At 57.6% G+C, this 22,231-nt stretch carries 20 protein-coding genes; 10 read left to right on the top strand and 10 right to left on the bottom strand.

The window, feature by feature from the left end:
* Positions 1–97: 97 nt before the first annotated feature.
* Positions 98–1,381: a cytochrome-c peroxidase gene (locus GOW92_RS19760; protein ID WP_170563755.1), complete on the bottom strand. Its 1,284-nt coding sequence runs from the start codon at positions 1,379–1,381 to the stop codon at positions 98–100.
* A 3-nt stretch (positions 1,382–1,384) separates the two neighbouring features.
* On the opposite strand from GOW92_RS19760, the gene GOW92_RS19755 reads away from it, so the two are divergent.
* Positions 1,385–1,855: a tetratricopeptide repeat protein gene (locus tag GOW92_RS19755; RefSeq protein WP_170417454.1), complete on the top strand. Its 471-nt coding sequence runs from the start codon at positions 1,385–1,387 to the stop codon at positions 1,853–1,855.
* 34 nt (positions 1,856–1,889) lie between these two features.
* Here GOW92_RS19755 and GOW92_RS19750 read toward each other — a convergent pair whose 3' ends face one another.
* From GOW92_RS19750 to GOW92_RS19725, 6 genes are read right to left on the bottom strand one after another with little or no spacing between them, the layout of a single operon-like run.
* The gene (locus GOW92_RS19750; RefSeq protein ID WP_170417451.1) at positions 1,890–2,951 is read right to left on the bottom strand and encodes a TRAP transporter substrate-binding protein; all 1,062 of its coding nucleotides are present in this window, start codon (positions 2,949–2,951) and stop codon (positions 1,890–1,892) included.
* Positions 2,952–2,975: 24 nt separating this feature from the next.
* A complete protein-coding gene (locus GOW92_RS19745; protein ID WP_170563753.1) occupies positions 2,976–4,265 on the bottom strand; it encodes a TRAP transporter large permease in 1,290 nt (429 codons plus the stop codon).
* A complete protein-coding gene (locus GOW92_RS19740) occupies positions 4,266–4,853 on the bottom strand; it encodes a TRAP transporter small permease (RefSeq protein WP_170563750.1) in 588 nt (195 codons plus the stop codon).
* Positions 4,854–4,905: 52 nt separating this feature from the next.
* The gene (locus tag GOW92_RS19735; protein ID WP_058272664.1) at positions 4,906–5,421 is read right to left on the bottom strand and encodes a flavin reductase family protein; all 516 of its coding nucleotides are present in this window, start codon (positions 5,419–5,421) and stop codon (positions 4,906–4,908) included.
* Positions 5,421–6,311 carry an aldo/keto reductase gene (locus tag GOW92_RS19730; protein ID WP_170563747.1) on the bottom strand — a complete coding sequence of 297 codons (891 nt, stop codon included), beginning with the start codon at positions 6,309–6,311 and terminating at the stop codon, positions 5,421–5,423. Before GOW92_RS19730 ends, GOW92_RS19735 begins: the two co-directional genes overlap by 1 nt.
* Positions 6,311–7,465: an LLM class flavin-dependent oxidoreductase gene (locus GOW92_RS19725; RefSeq protein WP_170563744.1), complete on the bottom strand. Its 1,155-nt coding sequence runs from the start codon at positions 7,463–7,465 to the stop codon at positions 6,311–6,313. Before GOW92_RS19725 ends, GOW92_RS19730 begins: the two co-directional genes overlap by 1 nt.
* Before the next feature lie 106 nt (positions 7,466–7,571).
* Between GOW92_RS19725 and GOW92_RS19720 the strand changes: the two genes are divergently transcribed.
* From GOW92_RS19720 to GOW92_RS19700, 5 genes are all read left to right on the top strand, one after another.
* Positions 7,572–8,282: a GntR family transcriptional regulator gene (locus tag GOW92_RS19720; RefSeq protein ID WP_170563742.1), complete on the top strand. Its 711-nt coding sequence runs from the start codon at positions 7,572–7,574 to the stop codon at positions 8,280–8,282.
* Positions 8,283–8,294: 12 nt separating this feature from the next.
* Positions 8,295–9,392 carry a Gfo/Idh/MocA family protein gene (locus GOW92_RS19715; RefSeq protein WP_170563740.1) on the top strand — a complete coding sequence of 366 codons (1,098 nt, stop codon included), beginning with the start codon at positions 8,295–8,297 and terminating at the stop codon, positions 9,390–9,392.
* A gap of 159 nt (positions 9,393–9,551) precedes the next feature.
* The gene (locus tag GOW92_RS19710; protein WP_170563737.1) at positions 9,552–10,706 is read left to right on the top strand and encodes a phosphoserine transaminase; all 1,155 of its coding nucleotides are present in this window, start codon (positions 9,552–9,554) and stop codon (positions 10,704–10,706) included.
* A 65-nt stretch (positions 10,707–10,771) separates the two neighbouring features.
* Entirely contained in the window at positions 10,772–12,367 is a 1,596-nt protein-coding gene (serA, locus tag GOW92_RS19705) for a phosphoglycerate dehydrogenase (protein WP_170563735.1), read from the top strand.
* Positions 12,368–12,484: 117 nt separating this feature from the next.
* A complete protein-coding gene (locus GOW92_RS19700) occupies positions 12,485–13,222 on the top strand; it encodes a metallophosphoesterase family protein (RefSeq protein ID WP_170563732.1) in 738 nt (245 codons plus the stop codon).
* On the opposite strand, the gene GOW92_RS19695 is transcribed toward GOW92_RS19700, so the two are convergent.
* The 3 genes from GOW92_RS19695 to GOW92_RS19685 form a co-directional block, all read right to left on the bottom strand.
* A complete protein-coding gene (locus tag GOW92_RS19695; RefSeq protein WP_170563729.1) occupies positions 13,209–14,726 on the bottom strand; it encodes a malonate--CoA ligase in 1,518 nt (505 codons plus the stop codon). The two genes, GOW92_RS19700 and GOW92_RS19695, sit on opposite strands and share 14 nt — an antisense overlap.
* An 83-nt stretch (positions 14,727–14,809) precedes the next feature.
* Complete coding sequence (locus GOW92_RS19690; protein WP_170563726.1) at positions 14,810–15,514, bottom strand: GntR family transcriptional regulator; 705 nt, start codon at positions 15,512–15,514, stop codon at positions 14,810–14,812.
* 29 nt (positions 15,515–15,543) lie between these two features.
* Complete coding sequence (locus GOW92_RS19685; protein WP_170563723.1) at positions 15,544–16,899, bottom strand: formimidoylglutamate deiminase; 1,356 nt, start codon at positions 16,897–16,899, stop codon at positions 15,544–15,546.
* Between the two features lie 81 nt (positions 16,900–16,980).
* Here GOW92_RS19685 and hutI point away from each other — a divergent pair, with 81 nt between their 5' ends.
* From hutI to hutU, 4 genes are read left to right on the top strand one after another with little or no spacing between them, the layout of a single operon-like run.
* Complete coding sequence (gene hutI / locus GOW92_RS19680) at positions 16,981–18,186, top strand: imidazolonepropionase (protein WP_170563720.1); 1,206 nt, start codon at positions 16,981–16,983, stop codon at positions 18,184–18,186.
* On the top strand, positions 18,186–19,721 hold the full coding sequence (hutH, locus tag GOW92_RS19675) for a histidine ammonia-lyase (protein ID WP_170563717.1): 1,536 nt from the start codon (positions 18,186–18,188) through the stop codon (positions 19,719–19,721). Before hutI ends, hutH begins: the two co-directional genes overlap by 1 nt.
* Positions 19,721–20,539: an N-formylglutamate deformylase gene (gene hutG, locus GOW92_RS19670; protein ID WP_170563714.1), complete on the top strand. Its 819-nt coding sequence runs from the start codon at positions 19,721–19,723 to the stop codon at positions 20,537–20,539. Before hutH ends, hutG begins: the two co-directional genes overlap by 1 nt.
* Entirely contained in the window at positions 20,536–22,218 is a 1,683-nt protein-coding gene (gene hutU / locus GOW92_RS19665) for a urocanate hydratase (RefSeq protein ID WP_170563711.1), read from the top strand. Before hutG ends, hutU begins: the two co-directional genes overlap by 4 nt.
* Positions 22,219–22,231: the final 13 nt, after the last annotated feature.

Below are 22,231 nucleotides of genomic sequence, written 5' to 3'. Positions count from 1 at the left end.
AAACCTAATCTGCACATGCCCTCCAATGGACGCATACGAAGAAGCCGCTGAGTAAAAACCAAAACAACCCCCGCCCACCACTGGGCGGGGGCTTTTCTTACGGGGTGAACCCCTCGGGCACCCCAAATGGCGGAGTTTCCACACTTGTCCCTGTAAGCGATTGCAGAAAGGCGACGAGGCTGTGGATTTCCTCATCGGAAAGTTCTACCGGCGCAATATCAATCTTGGCGCGCTGACGCTCCATTTCGAACTTGTCATCCCACACCACAAAATCCGCGTGTTGAAGCCAGGGCACATTGGGCAAATCTGCCATGTCCCGGGTCCACTGCGACAGGCTTTTTTCAGGGTTGAGGTGATGGCGGATCATGCTTTCCAAATCTGGAAATGCTCCGTTGTGGCCGTAGGGAGCCGTCAGGGCCACGTTGCGCAGCATCGGCGTGCGAAAGCGATAGGCATCCTCTAGCCGGTCGCTCTCGCCCATGCGACCCACATCCCGGACGTAGGGGTCCCATTGCCTTGTCCGGCCCGGCCCGAACGATGGCAGCGCCAGCGCATGGAATTCCTGATCCGACATGAGCGGCCCGGAATGGCAGGTCGAACAATGTGCCGTTCCATAGAACAAATTCATGCCGCGCTTTTGGTGCGGGGACAAGGCGGTTGTATCCCCGGCGAGATATCGATCAAACGGGCTATCCGTGCTGCGCCATTCAACGGCCATAAATGCCGCAAGCGCGTTTGCGATTTGGGTGATCGAGATGTCTTCGGTCGCTTCGATTTCATCAAATGCTGCGACGATGGCCGGGCCGTAATCCGGATCGGTGCGCACCCGTTTGGCGAGGATCGGCCAGCCTTTGTCGATCCGGTCGTGCACAGCACCTGTGACTTGGTTCTCGGCCACGTTACCCGCCATTTCGAACTGCGAAGTCAGCGGAAAAAGCGCCTGTGCGGCCAGCAGTGAATTCAACCCCTCGGGTAACCATTCCTGTGCAGGCGAGTTGAAGCGATTACCATAAACATCCGAAATACTCAGGCGGCCATCGTGGAACAGGGTGTGAATGTCCCTTGCCCCAAGATTCCAAAGACCCGGAGAATTTCGGGGGATACGTTTTCGGATCTTGGCGGCTCCGATGCCCGGTGTGCGGTCAGGTCCCAAGCCCTGACCGCCTTCGCCAATGCCCAGCGACAATCCATCGGACGTTCCGAAATCCGGGTGATGGCAATGGGCGCAGGCGATGTTCTGATTGCCGGACAGGATCGGGTCGTAAAACAGTTGATGACCGATGGCGGCCTGTTTCATATCAAAGGACAGGAAATCGTCATCTGTCAGCGGTCGTGGAAGTTCTTGCGCGATTGCCGTCCCGGCCCAGAGGAAAGCAGCCACCCCATGCGTCAGTATGTTTTTGCCCTTTGTCTTTTTGCCACCCCGGCGCTGGCCGAATTGGAACAGGCCCGCGACATGATGGAGGCCGGGGAGTTCGCGGCTGCGCGCGAGGAACTTTGGCCTGCCGCGCGTTCTGGCAACGCCGAGGCCGAGGAACTGATCGGTGTGATGTACGGTCTCGGACTTGGAGTTGAGCAGGACTATGAAAGAGCGTTTGAGTGGTATCTGCGCGCCTCGATGAAGGGGCACCCCGGGGCGCAATCCGGCGTCGGCTGGTATTATGAACTGGGCCTTGGCATGCCCGCGCCTGATTTGGTGCGGGCTTACATGTGGTACACACTCAGCGCCATTGGCGGCGATCCCGACGCGGCGATCAGCCTTGAGGAAGTGGTCAAGAAAATGTCGCCGGAGCAGATTGAAAGGGCGCATGTTCTGGTCAACGACTACAAAGGGTGGATGTACCCGTTTCGGTGAAAGGGCCGGGCCACAAGGCCCGACCCACAATTGATTAGTTCAGGTCCGCATCGCGCGACGCATTGATCTCACCTTCCGCAATCGAAACGGCTTCGGTCAGCGCGGCAAAAATCTCATCACCGCGAGCCACGTTGGACTGGAACCATTCGTAAACAGGTGTAGCCGCATCTTTGAACGCGGCTTTCTGATCGGGTGTCGGGACGTAGAGGTCACCACCGCCCGCGACGAAATCTTCATAAGCCTGGATCGACTTGCGCTTGGGCGAGGCAAAAGTGGCCTGCTGCAGCGCATAGAAACCGTCGACGACCACGCGGCGCAGATCCTCGGGCATCTCTTGGAACTTGGCGTTATTCATCCACCACAGCGCACCCATATAGGCGTGGCCGTCCAGTGTGACGTATTGCAGACCCGCATCCGGGAATTTCATGCCCATGATATCGGTGATGCCGTTCTTGGATCCTTCAACAACGCCGGTTTGGAAGCTTGTGAACAGCTCGGGCCACGGGATCGGGGTCGGCGAAGCGCCCAGTGCCTTTACCAGTTCCTGCGGCAGGTCGGCGACCACGGTGCGGATCTTCAACCCTTCCATGTCGGCGGGTTCGGCAATGCGGCGTTGCGTGTTCGCGAAGTTACGCCAGCCGCCTGTGTTGCCGATGGTCATCAGGCGGATCGCACCGCCGGAATCCTCCAACGCCATCTCGCGCATTGTGCGCGTGAAATCACCAGACAGAACACGCTCAGCGACACGGTCATCGGCCATCAGGTAAGGCAGGTCGAGGACCTGAACGTAAGGGAAGATGCCCGAAGCACCGCCTGAGGTAGAGATGTAAATGTCGATGGTGCCGTCCGCGACGCCCTGAAGGCATTCAGCGCCGTTTGAACACAGCTGTGTCCCGATAAACAGCTCGACTTCTATCGCTCCGTTCGAGGCAGCTTCGACAAAGTTCTTGAAAACGATCAGACCGTCATAGTCTTCATCGTTTTCATTAGAGTTTGCAGTCGCGCGCAGCGTGTAGTCAGCTGCAGTTGCCGCGATGGCGGACGCGGCAACCAGCGATGTCGCTAGGGCTGCTGTTTTGATAAATCTTCCGAGCATGCGTTTCCTCCCTGTGATACTCAGTCAGTTTGCAAATCCCGTTATGCGTGGGATCGTCATGGATAGTGCGGGGACATAGGTGATCAGAAAGATCACTATGATTTCGACGGCCAGGAATGGCAGGATTGCCTTGGCGATGGTTTCAACTTTTTCGCGCGACACGGCGGCGGCCACAAACAGGACCAACCCCATAGGCGGTGTCGCAAGGCCCACGGTCAGGTTGACGCTCATGATGATGGCAAAGTGGATCGGATCGACGCCAAGGCTGGTAAAGATCGGGGCCAGGATTGGGCCAAGGATGATGATCGCGGGACCTGCGTCCAGGAACATGCCCACGATGAACAGCAACAGGTTGATCAGGAACAGAAGGATCAGTGGGTTTTCCGAAAGGCTGAGGATCAATTGCGCCAGTTGTTCCGGCGCGTGGCTGAGGCTGACGACTGTCTTGAACGCCATCGCGGCACCCACCAGCAACAAAACGACGGCCGAGGTCAGACCTGCATTGCTGAGAATTTCAGGCACTTCTTTTATCGTCAGCGTGCGCAGGACAAAGAACCCAATGAGGAATGCGTAGCCGACAGCAACTGCCGCAGCTTCGGTCGGTGTGAAAATACCGCCCAGAATACCACCCAGAATGATGACTGGCGTCAGCAGGGGAAAGAACGCTTTAAGGCTGGCCTGACGTCGCTCGCCCCAGGTGTATTTTCGGCTGGCGACCGGGAAGTCGTATTTGTCGGCCATGACCTTAATCATCAGCATCAGGCCAACACCCACCATGACTCCCGGCACGATCCCCGCAAGGAATAACGCTGCAACGCTTTCGCCCATAACATAGGCGTAGATGATCATGATGCCCGAGGGTGGAATGATCGGTCCGATCACCGAACTGGCGGCTGTGATCGCGGCAGCAAAACGGCGGGTATAGCCCTGTTTTTCCATCGCCGGGATCAACATTGACCCCAGCGCCGACGTATCGGCCACGGCCGAACCCGAAAGCCCGGCAAACAGGATCGAGCTGAGTACGTTCACATGGGCCAGACCGCCCCGAAAGTGACCCATCAGCGCCTGACTGAATTCAACCAGCCGCAGCGTGATGCCACCCCGGTTCATCAGCTCTCCGGCCAGCATGAAGAAGGGGATCGCCATTAGCGGAAAGCTATCCATGCCGTTATAGACATTGCGATACAGCAGCGTGATGTCGTTTGTCTGGCCGTTCAGCCATAGCAGAATGCCGGGCGCGGCCAGCAACGCGAAGAAGACCGGCAGGCCGATCAGCAGGAACACCAGAAATGTGGGTAGGAACCATATCAACATTTATTCGGCCCCCACGGGTGCATCGGCAATCTCTGGCAGCAGATGTCCGCCGCCCAACAGGGTTACGACGGCGCGCAAGATCAGCTCTATATTGACTGAGATCAGCAGGATGACGCCAACCAGCAGCGATGCCATCATCCAGCTGCGCGGGATGCGATACCACTCGTCAAATCCAAAGGACGTTGGCAGATACAGCGCAGCTGTGGCGAATTTTCCGCCAAACCCGGTCACCTCGGACCAACCGATATTGACTGCGACCAGCAACACGGCCAGCGAAACCAAAAGAAGCAGGATATTCAGGGTCTGCCCGATCCCACGCGGCAACATAAGGGGCACCATGTCGATGGCGACGAACCCGCCACGCCGAAATGCCGTGGGGGCCATCAGGCCCGTCATCCACAACATACAGAACCGCGCAGCCTCATCCGGCCAAGGCAGCGCGTTGCCCAGAACGTATCTGAAAAACACCTGAATCAGGATCGCGATTACCATAAGCGCAATCGCAACGACACCAACCGCGCGGCCCAATCGCAGCACGGTTTCATTAACAAACGCGATCGGCGCAAGCACCGACGTCAATCCGCCCATGCGGATCCTCCCTTTTCAGCCGCGGGTTTCCACCGCGACAGTTATTCCGCGCTTACTGGTGCGCGAATTGGCCGAGCTTTCCGGCGTAGAAGGTCAATGCGTCTCCGTCCGCCATGCTGGCACGCAGGACCTTTCCAATAACAATAACGTGGTCGCCAGCGTCGTGATAAGCGTGTTGCTCACATTCGAAACGGGCCAGGCAATCGGGCAGCAGCGGGGTTCCGTTTTCACAGCGCTCATGGTCGATGTCCTGAAGCGCAAACGCGTCTTTCGAACATCCAAAGCAAAGTTCGGCCTGTTCTGCTGAAAGGACGTGAACACTGAAATGCCGTGCTTCTTGGAAATAACGGAACCGGCGCGAGTTGCGATCGCCTGCCCACATGACAAGTGGTGGGTCCAGCGAAAGGGACGAAAAACTGTTGGCGGTGATGCAGACCGGCCCGTCTGTGCTGTCGCAGGTGACAACAGTGACACCGGTGGCAAAACGACCAAAAGCGTCGCGCAAGGTTCGGGTATCGTCCCTGTGGGGAACGAATGTGCGGGTCATGTCCTTTGAGATTGCATTCATCATGGTACCTCATGCCCCAGTGCCGCCTCATAAAGGCGGTACCAACTCTCGCGATCCAAATTGACTTTCAGCGCGTCAGAGATGCGCTTGATCCGGTCCAGATTGTTGGTGCCCAAGACCGGAAGAATGCCTGCAGGGTGGGCCAGAAGAAACGCCACCGCCACGGCGGCGCGATCCACGCCGAATTCCTCGGCGATTTCGTCCGCTACAACCCCGACCGGAGGGTTTCCAGCCATTAGCAATCCGCCACCCAAGGGCGACCACGCCATCACCGGCTGGCCATGCTGCTGATGAAACGCCAGATCACCGTTGGTGAAGGGGCCGATTTCGCCCAGAGAAATCTCGATCTGGTTGGTCACCAACTGGGTTTTCATCGCCGATTGCAGCAGGCTCCAGTCCCATGGACGGAAATTGGACACGCCAACCGCGCCGACCTTGCCGCCGGCGACAACTTCGTCCAGCGCGGCACCTGTTTCGTGATGGTCCATGAATGGATCGGGGCGGTGAATCAGCAGCAGGTCGATATGATCGATGGCCATTTCGGACAGCGATGTGTCAACCGATTTCAGTATGTGCGCGCGCGAGGTGTCATAGTATTTGCACTTGGCGTCCGCATACCGACCCATCGGAGCGACGATGTCACATTTGGTGACGATTTCCATCTGCTGACGCAGGCCTGGATTTGCGCGCAAGGCGTTGCCGAGAACAGCCTCGGCCGCGTAGCCGCCATAGATATCGGCCTGATCGAAGGTGGTGATGCCCTGATCCAGACACGCCTGAATCTTGGCTTCGACATGACCCGTCGAAGTGTCGTCGTCGTCGCCCAGCCGCCACATGCCGTACACAATGCGGCTCATGTCCAGCGAGTCAGATAGTTTCACACGTTGCATCAGCGACGAACTCCGTTGCCCAGCGGCGTGGCCGGGGTATTTGCAGGGACCCTTCCGTAAGCATCGGGAAGGGAACAGGTTTTCAGGTTAGGCATAACACGGCTGCCAAAATGGCGAGCTTCGTCCATGTGCGGGTATCCCGAGAAGATGAAGGCGCGGATGCCCATCTTCTGATACTCTTCGATCTTGGACATGACCTGATCGGTCGATCCGACCAGAGCGGCGCCGCACCCGGACCGCGCGCGGCCAACGCCGGTCCAAAGGCCGGGTTCGACATAGCCATACTCATCCGCAAGATCGCGGTTCTTGGCCTGATGCGCGACGCCCAATGATGTTGAATCCAAAGCACGCTCACGGATGGCGCGACCGTATTCGTCATCCAGTTTCGAGACGATGTAGTCGGCGTATTCCTGCGCTTCGGCCTCGGTATCGCGGACGATCATGTGCACGCGCAGGCCGTAATCGAGTGTGCGATTGTAGTTCTCCGCAACCGCGTGGACGGCTTTCATCCGTTCGGCCAGCTGATCCTTGGTTTCGGGCCACATCAGGTAGACGTCGCAATGCTCGCCACACAGATCCAGAGCGGATGGGGAATAACCACCAAAGTACAGCAGTGGGCCGCCGGTCTGATATGGCTTCGCCGGGTCGGTCGTCAGCCCAGAGAAGTTATACACTTCGCCCGCATGATTGATCTCATCCTGCGTCCATGCCTGTTTCAGTATCTCCACCACTTCGCGCGAGCGCTGATAACGATAGGAGCTGTCGGCTTTCTCACCCGGGAAATCGGATGAGATGATGTTGACCGTCAAACGCCCCTGCAGCATGTGATCCAGTGTCGCGATGGTGCGGGCCAGCATGATGGGTTGCATCTCACCGCAGCGCACAGCGGCCAGCATGTTGATCTTTTCGGTGATCGGCGCGCATCCCGCGACAAAGCTCAATGTGTCCTGACCCACCTGATAGGACGAAGGGCAGAGGATGTTTCGGAACCCTTGCGCCTCGGCTTCTTTCACGATGCCCGAGCAGTGGTCCCAGCTGGATCGTAGATCGCCATCAGGTATTCCAAGAAACTGGTAATCGTCGGAACACAACGCCGCAAACCACGAAACCTCGGCCGCATTCAGATCGGGTGAGGTGATGGGGACGATGGTCATCTGATTCGCTCTCCGCGTGGCTGTGACTTTCCTCTTGCGTAGCAATCACATTGATGTAGATCAATGGTGTATCAATTTTTCCTGCGACTGAGTGAAGCGCCCAAAGATGTCGTCAGCCAACCGAAACCCGAACGCCCTGCCGGTTTATGTTCAGATTGCCGAGCTTTTGATCCGCGACATCGCTGCCGGTCGCCTGATAGATGGCGAGCGCTTGCCGCCCGAACGAGACCTTGCTGCGGAATTGAAAGTTTCAGTCGGTACTCTGCGAAAATCGCTCGCCGAGCTTGAGAAAAAGGGGATGCTGGAGCGTATTCAGGGTTCGGGCAATTATGTACGCGAGACCGGAACGCAAAACAGCGTCTATGCAATGTTCCGACTGGAGCTGCCTGAAGGCGGTGGGTTGCCGCGGGCGGATATCCTGTCAGTTGACCATCTGAAAAAGCCCGCAGGTTTGCCGCGATTTGGTGCCTCGGACATGGGCTCGCGGGTGCGCCGAATGCGCTACCTGAATGATACAATTATCGCGGTTGAAGAAATCTGGCTGGATGAGTCCGCTGGTTTGATTGATCGACAGCTGCTGTCTGACTCGCTTTATCGGTACTACCAGCACCAGTTGGGGTTCTGGATCACGCGTGCTGAAGACAGGGTTTCCCTCGGGATGTTGCCGGATTGGACGCCCCCTGATTTCACCAAGCCAGCCGGAGAAACGGTTGGCTACATCGAACGGTTCAGCTGGTCGGAAAAAACCGAACCGGTTGAGTTTTCAAAAACATGGTTCGACCCGGATCGGGCCACCTATGTCCAACGACTGAAATAAAAGGAACTGCGCATGACCCGGACCATTCACTACGGGCTGATCGGATGCGGTATGATGGGGCAGGAACACCTGCACAATATTGCCCTGCTGGACGACACGCGCGTTTCAGCGATTTTTGAGCCTGATGCCAAGATGGCGAAGGCTGCGCAGGCGATTGCGCCTGATGCGGTGATGGTGTCTTCAGTCGAAGAATTGCTGGCGGTCGACGATCTGGACTGCGTTGTCATCGTTAGCCCCAACCACCTGCACGTGGATCAGATCGAAGAGATTGCCGGGACGCGCCCGTTGCCGTTGTTGGTAGAGAAACCTCTTTTCACAGATCCGGTGGATGCGTCGCGACTTGAGGCGATTCAGCGTGACTATCCGCACCCAATCTGGGTTGCGATGGAATACCGTTACATGCCGCCCATTGCTGCGCTGATTGCCGAGGCAGAGGTCACGGGCGGCGTAAAGATGCTGTCAATTCGCGAGCATCGGTTTCCGTTTCTGGAAAAGGTCGGGAATTGGAACCGGTTCAACCAGAATACAGGCGGAACATTTGTCGAGAAGTGTTGCCATTTCTTCGACCTGATGCGTCTGATCCTGCAATCCGACCCGGTTCGCGTCACAGCCAGCGGCGGGCAGGCGGTCAACCATCTGGATGAGGACTATGGGGGCGAGACGCCCGATATCCTCGACCATGGTTATGTCATCGTGGATTTCGCCTCGGGCGCGCGCGCGATGCTGGAACTTTGCATGTTTGCGGAAGGGTCCCGATATCAGGAGGAAATCTCGGCAGTTGGACCGGATGCCAAGATTGAAGCCCTTGTGCCGGGGCCGGGACGGTTCTGGCCAGAACATCTGGGCGCAGCGCCGGTGCCGCAGATCATTGTCAGCCCGCGTGATCCGAAAGGGCCAATTGCCAAAGATATCCCCGTCGATCCACGCCTTTTGGCTGCCGGGGATCACAACGGTTCGACCTTCTATCAGCATCAAGGGTTTTTGGCGGTTCTGCGAGGTGAACAGGCCCAGCCAGACGTCACCCTGAACGATGGTCTTTGGGCTGTTCGGATAGGTTTGGCAGCGCAGCAGGCATTGGAAACCGGAGAAGCTGTGCGCTTCTCATCTTGATGCCGATAGGAAACCCGCGTTCCAAATACGCACAAAGTCGGGTGTCGTTTTTGGCACCCGATGCGTCTTTTCCGCTTGCTGAGCGTCTTTCGAGGCAATAGCTCTGTTTGTGGGACACCCCTCCCCAACGAGGGGCGTGTATCTGGAAGGGTAATACACATGAGCATTGAACAACCGGCGACGCGGCCGGCAAATCCGCGTTTTTCTTCGGGCCCTTGCGCCAAACCCCCCACATTTGATCTGACCAAACTGGCCGATGCCGCGCTGGGTCGTTCGCACCGTGCAGCAGTAGGCAAGGACAAGCTGAAGGCAGCCATTGAAGGCACGCGCGAGGTTCTGGGCATTCCGGCAGATTACAAGATCGGCATCGTTCCCGCCTCGGATACCGGTGCGGTTGAAATGGCCCTTTGGTCGCTATTGGGCGAACGCAAGGTCGAGATGTTGGCCTGGGAAAGCTTTGGGTCGGGTTGGGTGACCGACGTCGTTAAACAGCTGAAGATCGACGCAGAGGTAAAGACGGCAGACTACGGCCAGTTAGTTGATCTGGCCTCGATTAATTTCGCCAATGACGTTGTCTTTACGTGGAACGGCACGACCTCGGGTGTTCGGGTTCCCAATGGCGACTGGATCGCTGATGACCGTCAGGGTTTGACGATTTGTGACGCCACCTCTGCAGCTTTCGCGATGGACCTGCCGTGGGACAAGCTGGATGTGACCACGTTCAGCTGGCAGAAAGTTCTGGGTGGTGAGGCGGCTCACGGCATGCTGATCCTGTCGCCCCGCGCTGTAGAGCGGTTGGAGAGCTACACCCCCGCATGGCCGCTGCCCAAGATTTTCCGCCTGACCAAGGGCGGCAAGCTGATCGATGGCATCTTTACCGGTGCAACGATCAATACGCCGTCCATGTTGGCGGTCGAAGATTACCTGTTCGCGTTGGACTGGGCGCGCTCGGTTGGCGGCCTGCAGGGCCTCATCGCCCGTGCGGACGCCAATGCTGGTGCGGTCCATGCCTTCTGCGACCAGAACAACTGGATCGCCAATTTGGCCGAGGATGCGGCGACGCAATCCAACACCTCGGTCTGCCTAAAATTCACGGATCCCCGCATTCAGGATGGTGCAACATTCGCCAAAGCGGTGGCCAAACGGCTGGAGGTCGAGAACATCGCTCTGGATATCGGAGCCTATCGAGACGCGCCTGCGGGCCTGCGCATCTGGTGCGGCGGAACCGTCGAAACCTCGGATATCGAGGCGATGCTGCCCTGGCTGGCATGGGCCTTCGAGGCCGAGATCGCGGCGCAATCTGAGGCCGCCTGATTCATTCCAATCTTCACCGGGCCGCCCCAGGCCCGGACGTCTCATTAGATTCAAGGACCACAAACATGGCCCCCAAAGTACTCGTATCCGACAAACTTAGCGAAACCGCCGTTCAGATTTTCCGCGACCGCGGCATCGACGTGGATTTTTTGCCTGATCTGGGCAAAGACAAAGACAAGCTGGCCGAAGTGATAGGTCAATATGACGGTCTTGCCATCCGCTCGGCCACCAAGGTCACACCGACGCTGCTGGAGAAAGCCGACAATCTGAAAGTCATTGGGCGTGCCGGGATCGGCACTGACAATGTCGACAAAGAAGCCGCGTCGAAAAAGGGTGTGATCGTGATGAACACGCCTTTTGGCAACATGATTACCACCGCCGAGCACGCGATTGCGATGATGTTCGCTGTTGCGCGGCAAATCCCCGAGGCCAGCACATCGACCCATGCGGGCAAGTGGGAAAAGTCCAAATTCATGGGCATCGAACTGACCAACAAGACCCTCGGCGTTATTGGCGCAGGTAACATTGGCGGTATCGTGTGTGAACGCGCGCTGGGCCTGAAAATGAAGGTCGTTGCCTACGATCCCTATCTGAGTGAAGAGAAAGCCGCCAAGATGGGTGTGGAAAAGGTCGAGCTGGATGAGCTGCTGTCTCGTGCCGATTTCATCACACTGCACGTGCCGCTGACCGACCAGACGCGCAACATCCTGAGCCGTGAGAACCTGGCCAAAACCAAGCCCGGAGTACGCATCGTCAACTGCGCCCGTGGTGGTCTGGTCGACGAAGAGGCACTGTCCGAAATGCTGCAATCCGGGCAAGTTGCCGGTGCCGCCTTTGACGTGTTCAGCGTGGAGCCGGCCAAGGACAACCCGCTGTTCAACTTGCCCAACGTAGTCTGCACGCCTCACCTTGGTGCGGCGACGACCGAAGCGCAGGAAAATGTCGCTTTGCAGGTGGCCGAGCAGATCTCGAACTATCTGCTGACCGGCGCGGTGGAAAACGCGTTGAACATGCCGAGCGTTACCGCCGAAGAGGCTAAGGTCATGGGGCCGTGGATCAAGCTGGCCGGCCATCTGGGCAGCTTTATCGGCCAGATGACTGATGAGCCGGTCAAGGCGATTAACATCCTTTACGATGGTGTTGCGGCCGAGATGAACTTGGCGGCTTTGAACTGTGCTGTCGTCGCGGGGATCATGAAAAAGTTCAACCCGGAAGTGAACATGGTTTCGGCCCCGGTTGTTGCCAAAGAACGCGGCATTCAAATCTCAACCACCAATCAGGACAAGTCCGGCGTCTTTGATGGATACATCAAAGTGACTGTGGTGACTGACAAACGGGAACGCTCCATCGGCGGTACCGTGTTCAGTGACGGCAAGCCACGATTCATCCAGATCAAGGGTATCAACATCGACGCTGAAGTCGGGGCACATATGCTTTACACCACCAACGAAGACGTTCCCGGCATCATTGGTACGTTGGGTCAAACAATGGGTGAGAACGACGTTAACATTGCCAACTTTACGCTGGGCCGTGCCGAGGCCGGTGGTGAGGCAATCGCGCTTCTTTATGTGGATGAACCGGTACCGGCTGAAGCGCGGGCCAAATTGGCGGAAACCGGGTTGTTCACCCAGATCAAGCCGCTGGAGTTTGATGTGGCCTGAGTTTTGGTTCGAAAATTGTGACCTTGGCAATGCCCGTGCAAAAATGTGCGGGCATTGTCTTTTTTCTGCAACCGAGTTGCTGCAAATAGTGTCTGACACATTCAAAGAGGCCCCGTTTTGAGTATCCCGATCTACGCCGTTGGCGACATTCATGGTCAGTTACACATGCTGCAAACTGCACTTGCCCGGATTGAAGCAGATGGCGGTCCTGATGCGCGGGTCGTTTTTTTAGGCGATTATGTGGATCGCGGCCCGAACAGCCGCCAAGTGCTGGACCTGCTTATTGAGGGACGCCGGGCGGGGCGGAACTGGGCCATGGTCAAGGGGAACCACGATCGAATGATGGCCCGCTTTGTTCAGCATTGCGAGATTGCGGATAGTCGTTTGCCGATCACTTTGAACTGGCTGGACCCTCGTTTGGGTGGCCGGGAAACGCTGGCCTCTTATGGCGTTGAGGTAACCGACAGTGATCGGATTTATCAGGTCAATGAATGGGCGCGGGATGCGGTGCCACAGGCCCATTTAGATTTTGTGAATGACCTGCCGTTGTATCACCGGGAGGGCGAGTTGCTGTTCGTACACGCGGGCATTCGACCCGGTCTACCGTTAGAGGAGCAGGCTGAAGACGACCTTGTCTGGATACGCCAGGAGTTCCTGCACGATGCACGTGCGTACCCCTGGTTGGTTGTGCATGGGCATACTCCGGTGGACCGGGCCGAGCATTGCGGAAACCGCGTCAACCTGGACGCCGGGGCAGGCTATGGTCGGCCGCTGGCCACCGCTGTGTTCGAAGGGCGTCAGTGCTGGCTGCTGACAGACGCCGGTCGGGTGCCGTTAGAGCCTAATCCGCGGTAAACATGTCCTTGTAACGTTCGCGCAGGGCGTTCTTTTGCACTTTTCCCATCGTGTTTCTGGGCAGTTCATCCAGTACGATCAGCCTTCGGGGATGTTTGAACCGCGCCAGTTCGCTTTGAACGTTGGCCAAAATGGCACCTAAGTCCGGTGCTTGGCCCTGCTCTGCAACGAGAATACCCAGAACGGTTTCGCCGAAATCGGGATGAGGCACACCAATCACGGCGCTTTCCAGTACGCCCGGCTGGTCGTCCAGAACCAGTTCAACCTCTTTGGGGTAGATGTTGAACCCGCCAGAGATGATTAGGTCTTTGCCGCGACCCACGATGTGCACGTAGCCGTCCTCGTCTATGCGCCCAAGATCACCGGTGATAAAGAAACCGTCCTCGCGCAATTCCGCGGCGGTTTTTTCCGGCATTTGCCAATAACCTTCGAAAACATTGGGTCCGCGCACTTCGATCATGCCAATCTCGCCCTGCAACAGGGGTTCGCCGGATTCGGGATCTGTCACCTTCAGTTCGACACCCGGCAGCGGAAATCCGACCGTTCCTGCGCGACGGACGCCGTCATAGGGGTTCGACGTGTTCATATTGGTTTCCGTCATGCCATAGCGTTCAAGGATACGGTGGCCGGTCCGATCCTGAAACCGTTCATGCGTCTCGGCCAGCAACGGGGCCGAACCCGAGATAAACAGCCGCATGTGTCGCGCCAAGTCGCCGGTAAAACGTTTATCCCCCAGCAGACGGGTATAAAAGGTTGGAACCCCCATCATCGAGGTCGCATCCGGCATCAGCCGTAAGATGTCATCCAAATCAAATTTCGGAAGAAAGATCATCGACCCGCCAGAGGCCAGAATAATGTTGGTGGCCACAAACAGCCCGTGCGTATGAAAGATCGGCAAGGCATGCAGCAGCACGTCCTCTTGCGTGAATCGCCATTCCTGCACCAGTGTCTCGGCATTGGACAATAGATTGGCCTGCGTCAGCATCGCGCCTTTTGAGCGTCCTGTCGTTCCGGAAGTATAGAGGAACGCGGCAAGATCATCCTCGGTCCGCTTGACCGGTTCGAATGCAGGCAGCATACCCAAAGCCCGACGCATAAGGCTACCTGAACCGTCGGCGTCAAGCGTCTCTAACCTTGCGTTTTGGGCTTCGGCGATAGGTGTCAGTTCCACTTCGCTGGCGGCATCGCAAACCACCAGCGCCGCGCCGCTGTTTTCGATGAAATAGCTGAGTTCGCCGGATTTGTAGGCGGTATTCAACGGCAAAAAGATCAGTCCGGTCTGAGCGCAAGCCGCATAGAGCGCCAGCGCTTCTGGCGACTTTTCCACCTGAACGGCAACCCGGTCACCGGGCTCAAGCTCAAATCCGTTCAATGCGTTTGCAATCCGCGAGGCCATGTCCAGAAAAGCCGCGTGGGTAATCGTTTGGCCGCCGGGCAGATGAAGGAATGGCGTATCCTTGCCCGCGTGGATGCCAAAAAGTCGATCATAGAGCGGGTTACCCATCCCAATTTCCCTTCGCGCAGGACCAGAATGTGCTGAATCTGGCTTGGATTAGAGACACGGTAAAGCAGAAATCGCGGTCGGGCTTAGAACTGAGTGGTCATGCGATACCCGGCGGCAAAGTACATCTTCGCGAAAGTGACCGGTTGGCCCTCAAGCCACGTGATCCGTTCACCGGTAAACACCGGTTCACCAACAGGAAGGTCCAGGAATCCGGCCACTGATTCATCAGCGCGGCTGGCCAGGAAACTCAGCTCGACATTGGTAAAAGGAACGGTTTGTATCAACCACTCATTCGGACCAATTGACGCGAAGTCTGCATTCAAGACCTGCGGGACCGAGGCCACGACGATCCATCGATCTTCGAATTGAAACGGAGTATTGCCGTTAAAGTGCATGCAACGCACGTGCATCACGTCCTGTTTTGGTTTCAGCGCAAGCCGCGCGCATAACCAATCTGGTGCTTGCCTGGAATCAGATGAGACCAACGCATAGCGATAGGTGCCGCCCAGAGCCTCAACCTCATCCCGAACCATTGGAATCGTGAATCGGGCCTGCCTTTGTGGTGAACTTAGAACCCGAGTGCCAGCTTTGCGGCGGCGTTCCAGAAATCCTTCATCTGCCAGTTCCCTCAAGGCACGGTTCACGGTCGTTCTGGTGCACGAGAATTCGACGGCAAGGTCCTGTTCATTGGGCAGCAGAGAATCCGGCTGCCACTCACCCGACCGAATGCGTGCCAACACGGTTTCCTTGATGTCCCTGTAGCTGGTGGTTTCGTTCGATTGGGTCATGGTGCTTTTCGTTTTCTGAGTAGGTTCGTTTAGACGTCGGCCAACAGATCGGCAATCGCCGACCTGTACGCGGGAACGATCCGATCTCGTTCGATGTGGCGGCCCTGTCGCACCATGTGACGGCCCGCCGACCACAGATCTGTCACCAGCCCATCAGGTGCTGCAAAACACAGGCCATCCAGCACCTGTTCGTCAGTCAGCGCGCAAATTGTAGGATGAGATCGGTCAATTGCCATTAGATCGGCCCACTTGCCGACGGCAATTTCTCCGGCATTGCGGCCCAGAGCTTGCGCGCCGCCTTGGGCGGCGCCTCTATACAAAGCCTGACCAACCGATCCTTCACCTTTCACCAAAACAGTGCGTGCATGGTCACGCAATCGCTGGGAATATTCCAGCGTCCGTAGTTCTTCAGGCAGAGATATCCTGATGTTAGAGTCTGATCCCACGCCGAAACGGCCACCTGAGTCAATGTAAACCGCACCGTTGAAGATACCGTCGCCCAAGTTCGCTTCGGTAATCGGGCACAGTCCGGCAACGGCACCGGATTGAGCAAGGGCGCGTGTTTCCACATCGGTCATGTGAGTCGCATGAATAAGACACCAGCGGTAATCTACATCGACATTGTCCAATAGCCAGGCGACCGGCCGCTGCCCCAGCGCAGCCTCGACATCGGCCACTTCCTTAAGCTGTTCCGCAATATGAATGTGGACGGGGCCGTCAGAAACGACATTTAGGACTTCGGGTAAATCCGTAGGCGATGTCGCCCGCAAAGAATGCGGGGCGATGCCGATCATGGAATCCGTTTGAGGCAGCGTTTTTCGGCATTCCTCGACCAGAACCAGAAACTGATCGACGGAATTGCCAAAGCGTAACTGACCACCTGCTAATGGCTGCTGGTCGACACCGCCGTAGGTGTAGAGCACCGGTAGGTGCGTTAACCCGATCCCGGTCTGAGTGGCCGCGGCAAAAATGCGCTGGCTCAGTTCCGACACTTGGTCGTAAGACGCCCCGCCCGGCTGGTGATGGACATAGTGAAACTCACCGACCGAGGCATACCCGGCCTCTTGCATCTCCAGATAGACCAAGGCGGCAATCGCTTCGACCTGATCGGGTGTAAGCTTGTCCAGAAACCGATACATCAGAGTGCGCCAGGTCCAAAAGCTTTCGCGCCCCGCAGCGCGGACTTCGGTCATACCAGCCATAGCACGCTGAAAGGCGTGGCTGTGGAGGTTCCCCAAGGCAGGCAGCAAGACATCCACCCGCGTGTCCGCGGATTGTGCGGACGCCCCAGTTTCCAAGCTTTGGATATGACCGCGCGCGATCTCTACCCGTAGATTTCTGACCCAACTAGAGCCTAACAAAGCGGTTTTGGCATGGATCGTCATTGTGGTTCCATTTTGTGTAGACTTTAAACTTTTATACGTATACGAAAAAATCAACAGCAAGGGGAGCCCAAAAGAATCGTCATGGCCAAAAATTCTGTCCTTTTGAGCACACGCGTGGCGACTATGGCCGATGGTGCCGAGCCTTATGGGATGATTCAGAACGCGGCGCTTGCCCTCGATGGTGAGACAATTGCCTGGACCGGGCCTCGGAGCGCGTTGCCGGCCGGTTACGCTGACTGGCCGACCGTGGATTACGGCGACCGGCTGATTACACCGGCGCTAATCGACGCTCATACCCATGTCATCTTTGGTGGCAACAGGGCGGTCGAATTCGAAATGCGCCTGAACGGAGCGTCGTATGAAGAGATAGCACGCGCGGGCGGTGGAATTCTGTCGACCGTAACGGGAACGCGTGAAGCCAGCGAAGATGCGCTTTTGCAGGACGCTCTGACACGTGTGGATGCCCTGTTGGGCGAAGGCGTGTCGTGCATCGAGGTCAAGTCAGGCTATGGGTTGGACACCGACACGGAACTCAAGATGTTGCGCGTCGCACGGCGGATCGGAGAAGTTCGTCCGGTCCGTGTTAAAACCAGTTTTTTAGGCGCACATGCAGTGCCGCCCGAATTCAACGGGCGCGCTGATGCCTACATCCGGGATGTGTGCATTCCGACCCTGCGTTTGGCGCAAGAAGAAGGGCTTGTAGATGCCGTAGACGGGTTCTGCGAAGGGATCGCTTTTGACCCGCCTCAGATCGCGCAGGTCTTCGATGTTGCAAAAGAACTGAGCCTTCCGGTCAAGCTACACGCTGAGCAGCTTTCGAACCTTGGAGGGGCGGCTATGGCGGCTTCCTATGGGGCGTTGTCAGCGGATCATATTGAATATCTGGACGAGGCCGGCGTGACCGCTATGGCGCAGGCGGGCACAGTGGGCGTGCTGCTGCCGGGGGCATTCTATACGCTGCGTGAAACGCAGGTACCACCGGTTGAATTGCTGCGCCAGTATGGCGTGCCAATTGCATTGGCCACGGACTGTAACCCCGGCTCGTCCCCCATGACGTCGCTGCTGCTGACGATGAACATGGCCTGCACCTTGTTCCGCTTAACACCCGAAGAAGCACTGGCCGGTGTAACGCGCCATGCGGCGCAAGCTTTGGGCCTGTCCGAAACTGGCGCAATAGCAGAGGGGAAGCGCGCGGATCTGGCCGTTTGGGATGTCACGCATCCGGCCGAGCTGTCATATCGCATCGGTTTTAACCCGCTGTACACCCGCATTTTTGGAGGTTTGTGATGAAGTCCCTCAGGCTTGTTCCCGGTCGGGTCACGCTGTCGGATCTGGCCGAAGTGTACTGGTCACAGTCCACGGTATCGCTGGATGATGGGTGCCGGCCGAAGGTTGAGGCCGCAGCCAAACGCATTCTCGAGGCTGCGAACGGAGAAGACCCGGTTTATGGCGTCAATACCGGGTTCGGCAAACTGGCAAGCCACAAGATCGCGGCCAAGGATACATCCACCCTGCAGCGCAACCTGATCCTCAGCCATTGTTGTGGGGTCGGACCGGCCGTGTCACGTTGCGTCACCCGTCTGATGATGACGCTAAAGCTGTTGTCCTTCGGACGTGGGGCATCGGGTGTGCGGTGGGAGCTTATTGAGCTACTGCAACAGATGCTGGCCAAAGGCGTGACCCCGGTTATTCCAGCGCAAGGTTCGGTCGGGGCCTCGGGCGATCTCGCCCCGCTGGCGCATATGACGGCAGTAGTCATCGGTGAAGGTGAGGCCGAGGTAGATGGCATCATCCTTCCGGGCAAAAAAGCGCTGATATCCGTCGGATTAGAGCCTATTCAATTAGGTCCAAAAGAGGGGTTGGCGTTTATCAACGGCACGCAGTTCTCGACAGCTTTTGCGCTGGCTGGTTTGTTCGAAGCGTGGCGCGCCGCGCAGAGCGCTCTGGTTATCTCGTCTCTCTCGACTGACGCGATCATGGGGTCAACTGCGCCCCTGCAGCCCGAAATTCACACCCTGCGCGGACATCGCGGCCAGACCGACGCCGCCAGCGCCATGCGCACTGCTTTGACAGGGTCCGAGATCCGCGAAAGCCACAGGGACGGGGACACGCGCGTTCAGGATCCCTATTGCATTCGCTGCCAGCCACAGGTCACCGGCGCGGCAATGGATGTCATGCGCCAAGCCGCCGCCACGCTTGAGATTGAGGCGAACGCGGCCACCGACAACCCTCTGGTGCTGACCGAGGCGGATGCCATCGTATCGGGCGGGAACTTCCACGCCGAACCTGTAGGTTTTGCCGCCGACATGATCGCGCTGGCCCTGTCCGAGGTTGGCGCGATCGCGCAGCGGCGTATTGCCTTGATGGTCGATCCGGCGCTCAGCTTTGATCTGCCTCCGTTCCTGACACCAGATCCCGGGCTAAACTCGGGCCTGATGATTGCCGAAGTTACGACTGCGGCTTTGATGAGCGAGAACAAGCATCTTGCCAATCCTTGCGTGACAGACAGCACTCCAACCTCTGCCAATCAGGAAGATCACGTGTCGATGGCCGCGCATGGTGCGCGGCGATTGACACGGATGGTCGAGAACCTGAACTACATTCTGGGTGTTGAACTGCTTTGTGCAGCGCAGGGGGTAGAATTCCGTGCTCCACTGGTAACCAGTGAACCGTTGCAGCGTGTCATTGATCGTTTGCGTACAGAGATTTCGACCCTGGCCGAAGACCGCTATCTGGCACCTGATCTCGAGGCGTCCAAGCAGCTGGTGGCGGCGGGTGACGTTCTTGAGGCTGTGGGTACCCCCATGCCGGGGTTGTTCTGATGCAGGTGGTCAGCGTTCACAGAGGGGACGGGCCCATTGTGCTGGGTCAGCCGCACGGAGGTACATATGTGCCGGCCGAAATCGCGGCCCGCCTGAATAGCAACGGGCGCGGATTGGCAGATACGGATTGGCATATAAACAGGCTCTACGAAGGGATAATTGGCGATTTTACGGCCGTTCAGTCCCACGTCCATCGCTATGTCGTTGATGCCAACCGCGATCCGGATGGGGCCTCATTATACCCCGGGCAGAATACGACGACACTTGTGCCTTTAACCGATTTCGACGGCCAGTCGATCTGGATTGATGGGCAAGCGCCGTCAGAGGGTGAAGTCGAAGAGAGGCGGCGCAAATATCATGACCCGTATCACGCAGCACTTTTAGAAGAACTGTACCGCGTGCGAGAACGGCACGGCGTGGCGATCCTGTTCGATTGCCATTCAATCCGATCGCAGATTCCGTTTCTGTTTGAAGGTGAATTGCCGGTTTTCAACACTGGAACCAATGACGGTTCGACTTGCGATACGGCCATTGAGCAAGCCGTGCACGATGTAGCAACCAGGGCAGAAGGGTTCACCTCGGTCCTGAATGGCCGGTTTCGTGGGGGCTGGACCACCCGTCACTATGGTCGCCCAGCGAATGGTATCCATGCCATCCAGATGGAAATCGCGCAGCGGGCTTACATGGACGAAACGCCCCCATGGGCATGGAACGAGGACCGCGCTGCCAGGCTTCGCCCGCATTTGGCAACCATGCTGACCCGCCTCAACGATCTTGCCCTTTCGGGCGAATTGACCAAACAAGGAGCCCAGAAATGAGCGATCCGCACAAAAACACCCGCGACATCTATCCACCGACCGGCCCCGAACTGAACGCCAAAAGCTGGGTGACCGAAGCACCGCTGCGGATGCTGATGAATAATCTGCACCCTGATGTGGCCGAGAACCCGCACGAGCTGGTGGTCTATGGCGGCATTGGTCGGGCAGCGCGGACGTGGCAGGATTTCGACACTATTGTTGACGGTTTGAAGGATCTGGAGGAAGACGAAACCCTAATCGTCCAGTCCGGCAAACCCGTGGCGATCATCCGCACGCATAAGGATGCGCCGAGGGTGCTTATTGCGAACTCAAACCTCGTCCCGCACTGGGCGACCTGGGATCACTTCAACGAGCTCGATAAGAAGGGTCTGATGATGTACGGCCAGATGACGGCTGGTTCGTGGATCTACATTGGAACACAAGGCATCGTTCAGGGTACGTATGAAACTTTTGCCGAGGCCGGGCGTCAGCACTATGGCGGCGACCTAACCGGCAAATGGATCCTGACCGGGGGGCTGGGCGGCATGGGCGGTGCGCAACCGCTGGCCGCTGTCTTTGCCGGTGCCAGCTGCCTGGCGGTCGAATGCAACCCGGACAGCATCGATTTCCGTCTGCGGACAAAATATCTGGATGAAAAGGCTGAAACGCTGGATGAAGCGCTCGAGATGATCGACCGCTGGACGAAGGCGGGCGAGGCAAAATCCGTCGGCCTGTTGGGCAACGCGGCAGAGGTATTCCCCGAGATATACCGCCGGATGGCAGCCGGTGGCATGCGTCCGGATATCGTCACGGATCAGACCAGTGCGCATGACCCGATCAACGGTTATCTGCCGCTGGGTTGGACCATGGGTGAATGGCGGGAGAAGCGTGAATCAGACCCTAAAGCAGTGGAAAAGGCTTCTCGTGCCTCGATGAAACAGCACGTGGCCGCGATGGTGGATTTCTGGAATGCGGGTGTGCCGACGCTCGATTACGGCAACAATATCCGGCAGGTGGCACAGGATGAAGGGCTTGAGAACGCGTTTGCTTTCCCTGGTTTTGTGCCTGCTTACATCCGCCCGCTTTTCTGCAAGGGCATAGGTCCGTTTCGCTGGTGCGCCCTGTCGGGTGATCCTGAAGACATCTACAAGACAGACGCCAAGATGAAGGAACTGTTCCCCGAAAACGAGCACCTGCATCGCTGGATCGACATGGCACAGGAACGGATTGCGTTTCAGGGCCTGCCCGCACGAATCTGCTGGATCGGGCTTGGTGATCGGCATCGCGCTGGGCTGGCCTTTAACGAAATGGTTGCCAATGGCGAGTTGAAAGCGCCAGTTGTGATCGGTCGCGACCATTTGGATTCGGGGTCGGTTGCAAGCCCTAACCGAGAGACTGAGGCGATGCTGGACGGCTCGGACGCGGTTAGTGATTGGCCTTTGTTAAATGCTCTGATCAACACAGCAAGTGGCGCTACGTGGGTCTCGCTGCACCACGGCGGTGGCGTCGGTATGGGCTTCAGCCAGCACGCGGGTGTGGTGATCTGTGCTGATGGCACCGAAGATGCCGCCCGGCGGCTGGAGCGGGTTCTTTGGAATGACCCGGCCTCGGGCGTCTGGCGCCATGCGGATGCAGGGTACGACATTGCCAAGGATTGCGCGCGGGCCCATGGGCTGCGCCTGCCGGGTATTTTGGGCTAGTTCGAAACTGTCT

Origin of the sequence: Ruegeria atlantica (genome assembly GCF_013032505.1) — a bacterium.
GTDB classification, from domain to species: domain Bacteria; phylum Pseudomonadota; class Alphaproteobacteria; order Rhodobacterales; family Rhodobacteraceae; genus Ruegeria; species Ruegeria atlantica_F.
Note: the sequence above shows the minus strand (reverse complement) of the source record. Positions and strands in the feature narration are given on the sequence as shown.